The following is a 14,726-nucleotide window of genomic DNA, read 5'->3' on the forward strand; positions in this document are numbered from 1 at the left end:
TGACAGTTGAATCCCTTACTACACAAGGGTTTCCGCTCACCGGCACAAGCGCCCCGACGTGACGCACTCGACGCCACATCGGGGCGCTTGGAGTCAGTGCTCCAGGGCACCCGCCGGGACGAACCCGCGGGCCCCGTCGTCCAAAAGGGACACTTGCGCGGCGCCGACGTCGAAGTACATGCCCGTCAGCCGGAGCCCGCCGCGGTCCAGCGCCGCGGCGACCACCGGGTAGCCGCGCAGGGTTTCCAGCTGCTGCACCACGTTCTGCAGCGCCAGCTGGTCGGCCTCCGCCGCCGGCCGCTCGCCGCCGAGCAGGAGCGGGGCTTCGCGCGAACGCCGCCGCAGCGTCGCCTCGCCGTGCCGCAGCCAGCTGCCGAGCTGCACCAAGCCGTCCGGGGCCTGGCCGAGCAACGCCTTCATCGCCCCGCACCCGGAATGCCCGCACACCACGATCTCCGCGACGCCGAGCACCCCCACGGCGTATTCGATCGCCGCGCCGACCGACGAGTCGTCGCCGTCGACCGGCGGGACGAGGTTGCCGATGTTCCGCACGGTGAACAGGTCGCCCGGCCCGCTGGTGGTGATGAGGTTCGGCACGATCCGCGCGTCGCCGCAGGTGATGAACAGCGTGTGCGGCTGCTGGCCGTGCGCCAGCCCGCTCCACGTCTCGCGCAGCAGCGGCGCCGTCCGGCGCTGGAACTCCGAAGCACCGCGGCACAACAACGAACTGGCCGTGCGCTGGGCCGGCAGCACGACGTGCTCGGCCTGCCACTGCGACCACGGCGCGAGCCACCTCGGCACGACGCGCGCCGCGACGCTGCGGCGTACGGTCGGCGCGCCCGACGCGCCGCGTTCGAACCACGGGTGCCCGATCTCGTCGACCGTCACCGGCCCGGCGTGCGCCTGCTGCCAGCCGCGCAGGCAGTCGAACGCGGCGTGGTCGAGGTAGTCGACGAGCAGCTCGAGCGTGACTTCGGCGTGCGGCGGCACTTCCGCGAGCACGCGGGTCAGCCGCGGCACGGACAGGAACGTCAGCGCGCCTTCGATGACGACGCGGTGGCGGTCACCGTCTTTTTCGACGTGGATGCCCGAGAAGATCATCCGCCGCAGCATCATCGCGAGCGCCAGCAGGATCCCCGCCGCGACACCGGTGAGCAGGTTGACGGCGACCGCGCCGGCCAGCGTGACGGCGTACACCGGCAGGTCGCCGTGGCGCCGGACTTCCTTGAGCCCGTTGAGGTTCACCAGCTTCGTCCCGACGTACACCAGCAACGCGGCGAGCGCCGCCAGCGGGATCAGCCGCAGCACGCCGGTCAGCAGCAGGCAGGCGGCGAGGATCCAGCAGCAGTGCAGGATCGCCGACGCCCGGGTGCGCGCCCCGGCTTCGTAGTTGGTCATGCTGCGCACGATGACGCCGGTGACCGGGAACCCGCCGAGCGCGCCGGCGGCGACGTTCGCCGCGCCCTGCCCGACGAGTTCGCGGTCGAGGTCGGTGCGCGGGCCGCCGCGCAGCTTGTCCACCGACACCGCGGACAGCAGGCTCTCCAGGCCGGCGATCAGCGCGATGGTGACGGCGGCGACCGCGAAGCCGCCCCAGCCGCCGTCGGGCAGCCGCGGCACGACGTTCAGCGCGGGCAGCCCGGCCGGGAGGTCGACGCGCGGCAGGGTCAGGCCGGCCACGACGGACAGCCCGGTGGCCAGCGCGACCGCCGCCAGCGGGGCGGGCACCCGGCGGACGGCTTTGGGCAGCCGCGGCCAGGCCAGCAGCACCGCGAGGGTGACCACGCCGATCAGCACGGCCTCGTCGTGGTGCGCGGCGATCTGCCCCGGCAACGCGAGGACGTTGGCCAGTGCGGAACCCTGCGCCGTGCCGCCGAGCACGACGTGCAGCTGGCCGAGCACGAGCGTGACGCCGATGCCGGCGAGCAGGCCGTGCACGATGGCCGGCGACACGGCGAGCGCGGCGCGGGCCAGGCGCGTCAGGCCGAAGAGGATCTGGAGCAGGCCCGCGGCGACGGTGATCGCGCAGGTGACGGGCCAGCCGTGGGTGGCGATCGTGTCGGCCAGCACCACGGTGAGGGCGGCGGACGGGCCGCTGACCTGCAGCGGCGATCCGCCGAAGAGGCTCGCGACCAGTCCGCCGACGACGGCGGAGATCAGGCCCGAGAGCAGCGGCGCCCCGGCGGCGAAGGCCACGCCGAGGGACAGGGGGACGGCGACGAGGAAGACGACTACCGAAGCGAGGACGTCGTGTTTGAGGTTCTCCAGGAACCGCGGGGTCTTCGGGGGGCCGGTGTCGTGTTCTCCGCGAACGATCTCGATCATGGGGGCAGGATCGCCGAAACCGCGCGAAAAGTCCGCTACGCAAGCATTTCTCGCGTTTGCGCCGGTACGGATCGGTTCGGTTCCCCGGACCTTTCAGGCGAAAACCACCGCGGCAACCTCCGCCGATCGCGTGGTGTGGATCTTGCTCCGGCACGCAGCGCGACGATGAGGGACCTTCGGGTCTGGCTGTGCCCGTGGTCACACCCGATGTGCTGAATTCACGCCTTTTCCGCGACCGCGAGCATCGCGCGGGTGAGCACGGCGAGGTCGTCGTCAGTCGAAACGTACGGCGGCATCGCGTAGACGAGGTCCCGGAACGGCCGCAGCCAGGCGCCGTGCCCGGTGACGACCTCGGTGGCCACGGCCACGTCGACGGGGTGATCGAGCTGCAGCACGCCGATCCCGCCCAGCACCCGGACGTCCACCACCGAGCCGAGGTCCCGCGCCGGCGCGAGACCGTCGAGCAGGCCCTTCTCCAGCCGGTTGACGTCGTCGCGCCACGCGCCGCCGGAGAGCAGGCCGAGCGAGGCGTTCGCGACCGCCGAGGCCAGCGGGTTGCCCATGAACGTCGGCCCGTGCGCGAGGACCGGCAGCGCGCCGCGGGAAATGCCCGCCGCGACCTCCGGCGTGCACAGCGTCGCCGCCATGCTCAGGTAGCCGCCGGTCAGCGCCTTGCCGACGCAGAGCACGTCCGGCGTCACACCCGCGTGCCCGGCGGCGAAGAGCGCGCCGGTGCGGCCGAAGCCGGTCGCGATCTCGTCGAAGATCAGCAGGACGTCGTGCGCCTCGGTCAGCTCCCGCAGCGCGCGCAGGTAGGCCGGGCTGTGGAACCGCATCCCGCCCGCGCCCTGCACGACCGGCTCGACGATCACCGCCGCCAGTTCCCCGGCGTGCGCGCCGATCGCCTCGGCGAGGGTGTCCACATAGGACTCGTCCGGCGGCGCGTCGAACCCGGACGGCGGGGCGGGCACGAAGACCTGCTCGGGCAGGACGCCGCGCCACAGCGAGTGCATGCCGCCGTCGGGGTCGCAGACGCTCATCGGCGTGAAGGTGTCGCCGTGGTAGCCGCCGCGCCAGGTCAGCAGCTTCCGTTTCTCCGGCAACCCGCGCGAACGCTGGTACTGCAGGCACATCTTCGCGGCGACCTCGACCGACACCGAGCCGGAGTCGCAGAGGAAGACGTGCTCGAGCCCGTCCGGCGTGAGGTCGACCAGCGTCTTGGCGAGCGTGATCGCGGGCTCGTGCGTCAGGCCGCCGAACATGACGTGGCTCATCCGGCCGGCCTGGGCGGCGAGGGCGGCGTCGAGCACGGGGTGCCGGTAGCCGTGGATGGCCGACCACCACGACGACATCCCGTCGACGAGCTCCCGGCCGTCGGCGAGCTTCAGCCGCACCCCGCTCGCCTCGGTGACCAGCAGCGAGGGCACCTTCGCCGGCATCGGCGCGTAGGGGTGCCACACGTGCTGGGCGTCGAGGGCGAGCAGGTCGGCGGAGTCCATCCGCCGACCATACGTGACCTCAGCAGGGCTTCCGCGTGAACACCCAGCCGTTCTGGTTCATCGCCGCCGCCACGACGTACACCGTCCGGTCCCCCACCAGCACCCACGGCCCGGCCACCGACAGCCGGTAGCGGCCGGCGGGCCCGGCGATGGTCAGGCTCCCGTCGGCGCCGGTCGTCGCGGTGAGCGCCTGGCCGGTGTCGATGTCGGTGGCCGTCACCGGCAGCCCGGCGAGGCCTTCCCCGGTCTCGGCGACGATCCGGCCCGTGCTGGTGCCGTCGAGGCCGAGGATCTTCGCCGTGTCCCGGGCGTCGGGGACGCCGGCGTGGTAGGCCTCGTCGCGGGTGAAGTCGCAGATCTGCTCGAGCACGCCCCACCGGCCGGCGCGTTCGGTGACGGTTCCGGCCACCTCGAACGTCCGGGTCTCCCCCGGCCGGATCGTCGCTCCCGGGCCGAAGTAGTCCAGCTCGCCCCAGCCGGCCGGGGTGATGTCCAGGGAACGGCCGATGTCACCGCGGTCGCAGGCGCCGTAGATCCCCGAGAGAACACGAGTGCCCGTGTTGGCCAGCGTCACCGTCAGCACCGCCGGGTCGCCGATGCGGTAGGTGTCCTGGTCCAGCGCGACCGTCGCGCGCAGCGTCTCGGACAACGGCCGCAACGCCCGCAGCGGCACCTCGGCGACCGGCGTCGAGCCGTCGGCCCGGACCGTCGTGCCGCCGCCCAGGATCCAGCCGCCGGGTGCGCTCTCCGGGTAGACGTCGTAGCGCCCGGGCGGCAGGTCCGCGAAGGAGTACCGCCCGTCGGCGCCCGTGGTTCGCGTAGCGGGGAGGTCACCGCCGTACAGCTTGACTTCCGCACCGGCGAGCGCCTCGCCGGGGTCGGCGACGCCGTCCTCGTCCGCGTCGGCGAACGCCTGGCCGCCGATCGTGGTCGTTCCCGCCGCCGCCCGCACGACCGCCTCGGCCGGGGCCAGCGGCGGGGTCACGCCGTCCAGCAGCGACACCGACAGCCGGAACCTCGAGTCGCCGTCGAGCGGGCCGGTGAGGTGCCCGGTCAGCAGGTACTCCCGGGTCTCGCCGGGCTCGAAGCTCGCGCCGAACCCGCCCGGCCCGAGGTCGCCCCAGCCGGAATCCACCCAGAAGCGCGTGCCGCCCAGGTGGTCGGCGATGCCGTGCGAGTAGTAGACCCCGCGGGTGCCGGCGTTGGTCACGGTGTACTTCACGGTGACCGGCTCCCCCAGCAGGTACGGCCCGCCTTCGACCACGGCGGTGCCCCGGAGGTCGTAGTCCTCCGCACTCGCCGGGACGGCGAACCCCACGATCGCCACGAGCACCGCGGCCAGTGTCACCAGTACGCGTCGGATCCCCAAGGTGACTCCCCCTCACCTCCGGCCCGCACCTCCCGCGCGGGCTTCGGCGCTTTCACGCGTGAAGGGACCTTCCGGCCGACAGCGAGTGACACACGTCACAGGCGAACGGGCAGCTCCTCCAATCCGTGCACCAGCGAGCTGTACCGGTAGACCAGATCGCCCGGCTTCGCGTCCAGCGCGAGGTCCGGGAACCGCGCCAGCAGGCCGGCCAGTGCAATCTCGGCCTCCAGCCGGGCCAGCGGCGCGCCGACGCAGTAGTGGATGCCGTGCCCGAACGCGAGGTGGCCGGCCGCAGCGCGCGTGACGTCGAGCCGGGCCGGCTCCGGGAAGCGCTCCTCGTCGCGGTTCGCGCCCAGCAGCGAGATCAGCACGAACTCGCCCTCCGGGATGGTCACTTCGCCCGCTTCGACCGGCTCCGCGGTGAACCGGAGCGTGGCCAGGTGGATCGGCCCGTCGAACCGGAGGAACTCCTCGACCGCGCCCGGCATCAGGGCCGGGTCGGCGCGCAGCAGCGCCAGCTGCTCCGGCTCGCGCAGCAGCGCCAGGACGCTGTTGGCGATCAGGTTCACCGTGGTCTCGTGCCCGGCGACCAGCAGCAGGAACGCCATCGCGATGAGCTCGTCGCCCGACAGCGAGTCGCCGTCGTCGCTCGCGTGCACCAGGTCCGACAGCAGGTCCTCGGCCGGCTCGGCGCGCTTCTGCTCGACCAGGCCGGTGAGGTAGGCGAGCATGCTCTGCGCCGCGTGCTGCGCGTTCTCCGGCGTCGACGGGCTCAGCAGCGTCTTCGACCAGGCGGAGAACTCGTTCCGGTCTTCCGGGGCGACGCCCAGCAGCTCGCAGATCACCGTGATCGGCAGCGGCGCGGCGAACGACGGCAGCAGGTCCACCCGCTCCCGCCCGGCCAGCGCGTCGAGCAGCTCGGCGGTGATCTCCTCGATCCGCGGCCGCAGCCGCGCCACCGTGCGGCCGGTGAACGCCTTGTTCACCAGCTTGCGCAGCCGCGAGTGGTCCGGCGGGTCGGTGTTGAGCATGTGCCGACCGAGCGCTTCCCCGAAACCGCCCTGGTTGGTCGCCCCGGCCGGGAGCTTCGCCTCGAACAGCTCGTATGCGCGCCGGTTGTCCTTGTGCAGCCGGGAATCCGCCAGCAGGGCCCGCGCCAGCGCGAAGTCCGTGACGATGTAGCAATCCAGGCCGCGCGGCATCCGCACGCGGCGCACCGGCCCGCCCGCGCGGAGTATCTCCGCGAACAGGTGCGCGTCCTGCGCGAAGTCCTCGGCCACTTCCACGGTCGTCATCCCGCCCCCATGAGTCCGGCTCAGCGCTCGGCGAGTGCCGCCACCACGCGCTCGGTCACGTCCTGCCAGTATGCCCGCTGTTCCTCGCGTTCCTCCGCGTCCGAAAGCCATTCCTGGTGGAACCGCAGCGTGGTCTTGGCGCCGGAGCCGCTCAGCCGCACCTGGACCGTCGAGTCGTGGTCCCAGTCGCTCGGCCGCCAGGTCAGCCGCACCCGGTCACCCTCGACGAAGCTGCGGATCTCGCCGACCGTGCCGTTCGCCGTCTCGTACTCCGCCCCCGGCTCCCGCGGCAGCTCGACGCCCGGCCCCAGCCAGATCTCGACGCCGTCCCGGCTGACCAGGAAGTCCCACACCGTGCCGGCCGCGTACGGCAAGGTCCGCGAAACCCCGATGTTCCACCCCACATCGGCCGTCTTCCCCACTGAAGAAGTCATGCGGTCATCCTCCCACCGGGGTACGACAAAACCGGTCCCCGGTCCGGGTGCAGGATCGTCAACCGTGCGCTACCGCCCCATTTCCCCCGCCGTCCTGGCCGCAGAGCTGACCGACCGCATCGACGCGCTCACCGGGCGGCGGCGGATCGCGGTCGCCGTCGACGGCGCGGCGGGTGCGACGGAAACCACAGAACTCGCCGACGCCCTGGTCGACCCGCTGCGCCTGCGCGGCCGGGCGGCCCTGCGCGTGTCCGCGCGCGACTTCCTGCGGCCCGCATCCCTGCGCTTCGAGCACGGCCGCACCGACCCCGACGCCCGCTACACCGACTGGCTCGACGTGGGTGCCCTCCGCCGCGAAGTCCTCGACCCCCTCGGCGAGAACGGATCGGGCGAGGTCCTGCCTTCGCTGTGGGACGCCGGACGCGACCGCGCGACCCGCGCCGAGCGCGTGCCGGTGCCCGAAGGCGGGGTCGTGCTCGTGGACGGCGAACTGCTGCTGGGCGCCGGCCTGGCCTTCGACCTGGCCGTGCACCTGTGGCTCTCCCCCGCGGCCCTGCGCCGCCGCGTGCCGGATGCCTGGGCGGTGCCCACGTACGAACGGTACGAGGAAGAGGTGGACCCGAGCGCGCTGGCCGACGTCGTCGTGCGCGTCGACGATCCGCGGCACCCGGCGCTCTACACGCCTTAGCGGACGACGGCCACCGGGTCGCCGTCCAGCAGGCCGGCCAGCCGCCCGGCCATGGTGTCCCAGCGCCAGTTCTCCGCCACCCAGGCGCGCCCGGCCTCGCCCATCCGCCGCGCGCGCACCGGGTCGGCCAGCAGGCTGGCCACGGTCTCGGCGAGCTGGCCGGTGTCGCGGCCTTCGACGACGTGCCCGGTGACCTCGTCGAGCACCGCTTCGGGCGCGCCGCCGGAGTTGCCCGCCACGACCGGCAGGCCGGTCGCGGAAGCCTCCAGGTAGACGATGCCGAGCCCTTCGACGTCGAGGCCCTTGCCGCGGGTGCGGGCCGGCATGGCGAAGACGTCACCCGCGGCGTAGTGCGCCGGCAGCTCCGCCCACGGCACGGACCCGGTGAGCACGACGTCGCGCTCCAGGCCCAGCTCGGTGACCAGCCCGGTCAGCGTCTTGCGGTACGGGCCGCCGCCGACGACCAGCAGGGCCGCGCCCGGGACGCGCTCGCGGATCTTCGGCAGCGCGCGGATCAGCTGGTCCTGGCCCTTGCGCGGGACGAGCCGCGACACGCACACGACGGTCGGGCGGTCGGAAAGGCCGTGCCGCGCCCGGATTTCCGCGCGCCCGGCCGGGTCCGGTTTGTACACCTCGGTGTCCACTCCGGACGGCAGCAGCTCCAGCCCGGCCATCGCGCCGAACGCGGCGGCGAACCGGCCGCGCGTGTAGCGGCTGACGTAGGTGACGACGTCCACGGTGTCGCCGATGCGCCGCAACGCCTGCCGTGAGCCGGGAAGCATCGACCAGCCGACCTCGTGGCCGTGCGTGGACGCCACGATCCGCCGCGCGCCGGCCTGGCGCAGGGAGTGCCCCAGCAGCGCGAGCGGCGCGGCAGCGCCGAACCAGACGGCTTCGCAGCCCCTCGCGCGCATGATCTGCTTCGCGCGGCGAAGGACGTCCGGCGTCGGCAGCATCAGCGACGTCGGGTGCCGGACGACCTCGAACGGCGCCTCGGCGTCGAACTCCTCGTGCGACCCCGTCCGCGACTCCCACGACGGCGCGTAGACGACCAGGTCGTCCGCCGGCAGCCGGGTGGCGAGGGAGTTCAGGTAGTTCTGGATCCCCCCGGGCCGCGGCGGGAAGTCGTTGGTCACGAGCAGGGTCTTGAGCACGCCCCAGAGGCTAGCGGCCGCCACCGACGGCGAAGGGGCGGCACCGCGTGTGCGGTACCGCCCCTTCGTGCTGCCGGGGTCAGGACGTCGGGCGTCGGGCGCCCGAGTACTGGCTCTGCAGCGGCGAGATCTTCACCACGTCACCCGTGTCGGGTGCGTGGACCATCTTGCCGTCGCCGATGTACATGCCGACGTGCGAAACGGGCGAGTAGAAGAACACGAGGTCGCCCGGCTGCAGCTGGTCCCGCGGTACCGCGGCGCCGAAGGTGGACTGCTCACGGCTCGACCGCGGCAGGGTGAGGCCGGCCTGCTTGTAGGCCCACAGCATCAGGCCCGAGCAGTCGAACGAGTTCGGGCCGGTGTCGCCCCAGCCGTAGGGCTTGCCGAGCTTGCTCAGCGCCGCGTCCAGCGCGGTCTGGGCGGCCGCGGTGGGAGCCTTCAGCCCGGTCGGCGAGCCGCCGGTGTCCTTCTGGGACGCCTTGTCGAGCGCGCTCAGGCTCTTGTTGGCCGCCTTGAGCTGCTCGATCTGGTCGTTCAGCGTCTTCTGCTTGGCCTTGATGTCGTCGGTCAGCTTGGCCGCGGCGTCACGGGCGTCCTGCGCGCGCTTCGCGGCGTCGGAGGCCTTGTTCGCGGCGTCGGTGGCCTGCTGGACGGCACCGGTGAGGTTGCCCATCGCGCCGTTCTTCTCGGTCGCGATGACCTCGAGGGCGGAGGAGCGGTCCAGGAAGTCCTGAGTGGACGTACCGGCCAGCAGCGCGGACAGCTTGTTCAGCTGGACGCCGCTGGTGAACGACGCGCCGGCGAACTTGTCGACCTCGGTCTGGTACTTCTTCTGGTTCTCGGCCGCGACGGCGGCCTGGTCCTTCGCCGCGTTGACGTCGCCGGTGGCCTTGTCGAGCTCACCCTGCTTGGCCTTCAGGTCGTCCTGGGCCTTGAGCAGGTCTTCGTTGAGCTTTTCGGCCTGGGCCGCGAGGTCGCGGTACTGGGCGAGGGCGTCCGAACCGGTGGGCGGGGCCTGGAGGACGGGGACGGGGGCGGCGGTGGCCGTCGGCTGGGCGAGGGTGACGAGGGTGATCACCGAAGCCGCCGCGAGGGCACCTGAAACCACGCGCCTAACTGGATGCGACTGCACGGTCGCGCGGGTCTCCTTTGCGTCTCGGCCGCCGTGGGGACCGGGGCGCGAAGAGGTCGGGGGTTCCTCTTCGCCGCTGTCCCTGTCACCGCGCGCGAGCCGTCTTCTTCCGCAACAGCTGCAGCGCGGTGGTGGTTCCGGTTCCCAGCTTCCCGACAAAGCTGCGTCCGGCGGCGATCCCGCGTCGCCGCCCTTATCGACGGCCGGGGGCCACGAGATCTCGGACAGGTTACGAAAAGACCGCGTGCGCGTCCACCACCTCTTCGGCAAAAACTCTCCGTAGCGCCGCTAAACCCGATCGGACCTGGGCGGGAGAAAACATGTGATGGGCGTTACACGCTGGGGTTTCTCCGGAGGCCTTTTCGGTCACCGACCGTTCATCGGATCCGATCGACCACTCGGCGCGCCGACACGAAACGGGCGCGTCAGGCGGTCCGCCGTTCTTCGACGAGCCGCAGCCGCGGCACCATCCCGGCGTCGGCCAGCGCGTCCACGGCCCGCCGTTCGTCGGCGTCCCAGACGACCGCGGGTGGCGCGCCGAGCAGCACGCTCACGACGCAGTCGTGGCAGGAGATCCCGCGCACGACGCAGCGGTCGCAGTCGACCACGACGTTCTCGATGTCGGAAACCGAAATGTGCGAGACGTCCACTTCGGACAGCTCAGGGGTGTCGTGCACGGTGTCCTCCTCACGTCGGAACTGACTTGACGAGGACGGTAGGCGCTACCACCGACAGTTTCGGTGCGTCAGACCCTCGACAAGCGGCTGACCAGCACCGCAGAGGGCGTCGGATGCGCTCCGCGGCCGCGCACGGAGTCGGCGACCGCCCGGTCGGACGTCGCCACCACCATCGGCCGGCCGGCGGGCTCGGCCGCCACGATGTTGCGGATCACGTCGTCGGCCAGGACCCCGCGGTCGGAGAACAGCACCCGGACCCCGCGCGGCACCGAAGCCGGGACCGACAGCACGCCCGCGCCGTCGAACACCACCGTCACCTCGGCCGACGTGCGCGCCGCCAGCGCGGACAGCTGGTGGATCAGCCGGTCGCGCTGGTCGGCCAGCGCCAGCTCGGGGTAGCCGGTCTTCGTGACGTTGTAGCCGTCGACGATCAGGTGCACGTTCGGCAGCGCCAGGTAGCGGTCCAACGTGGACACGTCGGCGATCTTGCCGCCCTGCCCGGTGCCGGTGCTGGCGCCGCGGACCATGTCGGCGGGCCGGGCGCCGCGCGAGCCGAGGGAGAGTTCGCGGCGCAGCCCGGTGACCGCGCCGTCGATCGTGTCGATGAGCAGCGCGAGCCGCACTTCGTCGGCTTCGCGGGCCTCGCGGGCGGACTGGCGCGCGATGTCCGCGTCCGCGGCCGCGCGCTCGGCGCGGGCGCGTTCGTTCGCGACGCGCTGGCGTTCGCGCTCGAGCTGGGCGTTGAGGGCGGCGATCTCTTCCGCGCGGGCGCCGGCCCCGCGTCGAGCCTCCGCCGACGCCGCTTCGGCCGCGTCCTTGGCCTGGCGGAGCTGGACGCCTTGCTCGCGAAGGCGCTTCAGGAGCTTCTCGACTTCGCCCTCGCGCTCGCCTCGCGCGTTCTCGGCGGTTTTGGTGGCCTCGGCGAGTTCGGCACGCAGCTGCGCGAGTTCGGCCTCGAGACGCTGGTTGCGGGCCAGCGCGGCGTCGCGTTCGGCGCGCAGGGCGTTTTCCTCGGCGTTCTTGGCGACGAGCCGGACCCGCCCGGCCGCCCCGGACTCCCCGAGCAGGACAGCGGCGGCCGCGGCGGCGACCGAGTCGGCCGCGTTCGGGTCGAGCGCGTCGGTGCGGTGCTCGCGCAGCCACTCGATGACGGCGGTGCGGAACTGGGCCGACTCGCCGAGCGCGGTGAGCAGCGCGGCACCGCCCAGCTTGGCCCGCTTCGCCGGGGCGAACTTGGCGACCGGCCGCAGCTGGCGGGGCACGTCCGTGGCGGGCAGCTTGGCGACGGCCGCGGCCGAGAGTTCGGCGATCCGGTCGCGGACCGGCTCCGGGAGTGCCGGCCAGGTGGCCGGTTCGGGCCGCTCGGCCCCCTCCTCGACCTGCTCCGGAGCCTGCTCCGGGCGCGATGCGACACCCGACGGACCGGCGGGGTCCTCGGGCGGCTCCGGCACGAGCGGCTGCGGGTGCATTGGTCCAGGGTAGGCCCCGCCCCCGCATCGTGCCCCGCGCGGCACACGGACCGGGCACGACCGGAAACCGCCGGCGCCGGTCGGAAATTGTCGGTGGTCGCCTCTAGTCTCCCGCACATGCGTTCGACCCAGGCACAGCTCGCGTTCGACGAGCTCGGAACTCCCTTGCGGGACACGACTTTCGTGGTGTTCGACCTCGAGACGACCGGGGCGGCGCCCGGCCCGTCGGGCATCACGGAGATCGGCGCGGTGAAGGTGCGCGGCGGCGAGGTCCTGGGCGAGTTCGGGACGCTGGTCAACCCGGGGATGGTGATCCCGCCGCAGATCGTCTCGCTGACGGGCATCACCCAGGCGATGGTCTACGACGCACCGCCGATCGAGGAGGTCTTGCCGGCGTTCCTCGAGTTCATCGGCGGTTCGGTGCTGGTGGCGCACAACTCCGGGTTCGACACGTCCCACATGCGGGCGGCGTGCGAAGGACACGGTTATGTCTGGCCGAAGCTGACGGTCGTCTGCACGGTCCGCCTGGCGCGGCGGGTGGTCCCGCGCGACGAGGTGGGCCGCTACAACCTGACGGCGCTGGCGTTGCTGTTCGGCGCGCGGACGCGGCCGACGCACCGGGCGCTCGACGACGCGAGGGCCACGGTCGACGTGCTGCACGGGCTGCTGGAGCGCGTCGGCAACCTGGGCGTCCATTCGCTCGAGGAGCTGATGGGGTACCTGCCCGAGGTCACGGTGGCGCAGCGGGCGAAGCGGCACCTGGCGGCGGACCTGCCGTCGGCGCCGGGCGTCTACCTCTTCAAGGGGCCGAAGGAGGAGGTCCTGTACGTCGGCACGGCGAAGGACCTCCGCCGGCGCGTGCGGACGTATTTCACGGGCTCGGAGGGGCGCAGCCGGATCCGCGAGATGGTCGGGCTGGCCGAGCGCGTCGACCACGTGGTGTGCGCGCACGCGCTGGAGGCGGAGGTGCGGGAGCTGCGGCTGATCGCGGCGCACAAGCCGGCGTACAACCGGCGGTCGAAGAACCGCCACCAGGGCTGGTGGATCGGCCTGACGGAGGAGGCGTTCCCGCGGCTGTCGGTGGTCCGCCTGCCGAGGCCGGGGGTGCTGGGCCCGTTCCGCAACCAGGCGGACGCCCGCGCGACGGCGGACACCTTGGCCGGGGCGTCGGGGCTGCGGACGTGCACCCAGCGGATTTCGCCCCGCACGGCGAACGGGACCCCGTGCGTGCTGGCGGAGCTGGGGCGGTGCGGAGCGCCGTGCGCGGGCCGGCAGAGCGTGGAGGCGTACGTCCCGGCGGTGGAGTCGGCATCGGGCTTGATCGCGGGCCTGGACGGCGGCCCGCTGCACGTGGCGGCGGCCCAGGTGGAGCGCCTGGCGGAGGGTCAGCACTACGAGCAGGCGGCCCGCCACCGCGACGAGCTGGCAGGGCTGATCCGCGCACTGGGCCGGGCGCACCGCCAGTCGGCGCTGGCATCGATAGCGGAGCTGATCGCGGCGGGCCCGGACGGAGCGGGAGGCTGGGAGCTGTCGGTGATCCGCTACGGCCGCCTGGCCTCGGCCGGCGTGGCACGGCGCGGGGTGCCACCGATGCCGGTGGTGGAGGCACTGGTGGCTTCGGCGGAGACGGTGCTGCCGGACCCGGGCCCGTTGAACGGGGCGCCACCGGAGGAGGTGGGGGTGTTGCTGCGCTGGCTGGCCCGGCCAGGGGTGAGGTTGGTGCGGACGACAAGGCCATGGGCGGAGCCGGCCGCGGTGGCCGGCTGGCGGGGATGGCTGGATCTGGTGTCCAGCGCGCATTCACTGGAGCACGTGGGGTGAGATCGGAGCTTGGCCGGGTCCCCAGGCGGCTGGGCTGGGCTGGGCTGGGCTGGGCTGGGCTGGGCTGGGCTGGGCTGGGCTGGGCTGGGCTGGGCTGGGCTGGGCTGGGCTGGGCTGGGAAAAGCTAATCCGGCAGCCGAAAGCAGCAACGGAGGACCAACGAGACCAGACCTCCCCGCAACCCCGATCCAAAGCCCGAACACGGCCGGCGGTGCCGGGTCAAGGCATCTTTCCCGCCTTGACGCGGTACCGCCGGCCGTAGTCACAATCGGGCATCGGGGTGGCGGAACCCAACCGAAAACCCACCAGCCGGCCTCCAGCCGAACACCGCCCAACACCCACCGCGGCCTAGGATCGCGACCGAACCCGAAGACCAACCTTGGAGGACCCCAGGTGATCACCGCGATCGTGTTGATCCAGGTAGAGGCGGACGCTATCCCGGACGCGGCGCAGGCGATCGCCGACATCGACGGCGTCGGCGAGGTCTACTCCTGCGCCGGGGACGTCGACCTCATCGCCACCGTCAAGGTGTCCGCCCACGAGGAGCTGGCCGACCTGATCCCGGGCCGGATCGGCAAGGTGCCCGGGGTGCTGGACACCGTCACGCACATCGCGTTCCGGTCGTACTCCCGCGCCGACACCGAGCAGGCCTTCGCGATCGGCGCGGAGGATTGAGCGAGCTCCCCGCAGAGCTGGCCGACGCCCTCGACGCGGCGCCGGACGCGAAAGCCGCGTTCGACGCCCTGCCGCCGTCACACCGGCGCGAGTACGTCCAGTGGGTGGCGGAGGCCAAGAAGCCCGAGACGCGCGTCTCACGCGCGGAGAAGGCCGTACAGCGCCTCCGCGACAAAGCCTGAAACGAA

The 14,726-nt window shown here is 72.8% G+C and carries 13 protein-coding genes; 4 read left to right on the forward strand and 9 right to left on the reverse strand.

The features are described 5' to 3' along the window. Window positions 1–93 precede the first annotated feature (93 nt). From ACERZO_RS32120 to ACERZO_RS32140, 5 genes are all read right to left on the reverse strand, one after another. The gene (locus tag ACERZO_RS32120) at window positions 94–2,325 is read right to left on the reverse strand and encodes a bifunctional SulP family inorganic anion transporter/carbonic anhydrase (protein WP_372668917.1); all 2,232 of its coding nucleotides are present in this window, start codon (window positions 2,323–2,325) and stop codon (window positions 94–96) included. Window positions 2,326–2,543: 218 nt separating this feature from the next. Beyond that, a complete protein-coding gene (locus ACERZO_RS32125) occupies window positions 2,544–3,824 on the reverse strand; it encodes an adenosylmethionine--8-amino-7-oxononanoate transaminase (RefSeq protein ID WP_372668919.1) in 1,281 nt (426 codons plus the stop codon). 19 nt (window positions 3,825–3,843) lie between these two features. Next, entirely contained in the window at window positions 3,844–5,193 is a 1,350-nt protein-coding gene (locus ACERZO_RS32130) for an SdrD B-like domain-containing protein (protein ID WP_372668921.1), read from the reverse strand. Between the two features lie 95 nt (window positions 5,194–5,288). Continuing rightward, window positions 5,289–6,488, reverse strand: a complete 1,200-nt coding sequence (locus ACERZO_RS32135) for a cytochrome P450 family protein (protein WP_372668923.1) — start codon at window positions 6,486–6,488, stop codon at window positions 5,289–5,291. A 20-nt stretch (window positions 6,489–6,508) separates the two neighbouring features. After that, on the reverse strand, window positions 6,509–6,922 hold the full coding sequence (locus ACERZO_RS32140; protein ID WP_372668926.1) for an SRPBCC family protein: 414 nt from the start codon (window positions 6,920–6,922) through the stop codon (window positions 6,509–6,511). 64 nt (window positions 6,923–6,986) lie between these two features. On the opposite strand from ACERZO_RS32140, the gene ACERZO_RS32145 reads away from it, so the two are divergent. Next, window positions 6,987–7,610, forward strand: coding sequence for a uridine kinase (locus ACERZO_RS32145; RefSeq protein WP_372668928.1), 624 nt, complete (start codon window positions 6,987–6,989; stop codon window positions 7,608–7,610). Here ACERZO_RS32145 and ACERZO_RS32150 read toward each other — a convergent pair. The 4 genes from ACERZO_RS32150 to ACERZO_RS32165 form a co-directional block, all read right to left on the reverse strand. Beyond that, window positions 7,607–8,764: a glycosyltransferase family 4 protein gene (locus tag ACERZO_RS32150; RefSeq protein ID WP_372668930.1), complete on the reverse strand. Its 1,158-nt coding sequence runs from the start codon at window positions 8,762–8,764 to the stop codon at window positions 7,607–7,609. The two genes, ACERZO_RS32145 and ACERZO_RS32150, sit on opposite strands and share 4 nt — an antisense overlap. Window positions 8,765–8,843: 79 nt before the next feature. After that, window positions 8,844–9,896 (reverse strand): C40 family peptidase, encoded by a 1,053-nt coding sequence (locus tag ACERZO_RS32155; RefSeq protein WP_372668931.1) that lies wholly within the window; start codon window positions 9,894–9,896, stop codon window positions 8,844–8,846. Window positions 9,897–10,321: 425 nt separating this feature from the next. Continuing rightward, a complete protein-coding gene (locus tag ACERZO_RS32160) occupies window positions 10,322–10,573 on the reverse strand; it encodes a hypothetical protein (RefSeq protein WP_372668933.1) in 252 nt (83 codons plus the stop codon). A 68-nt stretch (window positions 10,574–10,641) separates the two neighbouring features. Then, the gene (locus tag ACERZO_RS32165; RefSeq protein ID WP_372668934.1) at window positions 10,642–12,042 is read right to left on the reverse strand and encodes an NYN domain-containing protein; all 1,401 of its coding nucleotides are present in this window, start codon (window positions 12,040–12,042) and stop codon (window positions 10,642–10,644) included. A gap of 117 nt (window positions 12,043–12,159) precedes the next feature. Here ACERZO_RS32165 and ACERZO_RS32170 point away from each other — a divergent pair, with 117 nt between their 5' ends. From ACERZO_RS32170 to ACERZO_RS32180, 3 genes are all read left to right on the forward strand, one after another. Beyond that, entirely contained in the window at window positions 12,160–13,863 is a 1,704-nt protein-coding gene (locus ACERZO_RS32170) for a DEDD exonuclease domain-containing protein (protein ID WP_372668936.1), read from the forward strand. A gap of 393 nt (window positions 13,864–14,256) precedes the next feature. Next, on the forward strand, window positions 14,257–14,538 hold the full coding sequence (locus tag ACERZO_RS32175) for an Lrp/AsnC family transcriptional regulator (RefSeq protein ID WP_284750247.1): 282 nt from the start codon (window positions 14,257–14,259) through the stop codon (window positions 14,536–14,538). Then, window positions 14,535–14,720, forward strand: a complete 186-nt coding sequence (locus tag ACERZO_RS32180; RefSeq protein WP_372668938.1) for a YdeI/OmpD-associated family protein — start codon at window positions 14,535–14,537, stop codon at window positions 14,718–14,720. Before ACERZO_RS32175 ends, ACERZO_RS32180 begins: the two co-directional genes overlap by 4 nt. Window positions 14,721–14,726 lie beyond the last annotated feature (6 nt).

Origin of the sequence: Amycolatopsis kentuckyensis, assembly GCF_041679295.1 — a bacterium.
GTDB lineage: Bacteria > Actinomycetota > Actinomycetes > Mycobacteriales > Pseudonocardiaceae > Amycolatopsis > Amycolatopsis kentuckyensis_A.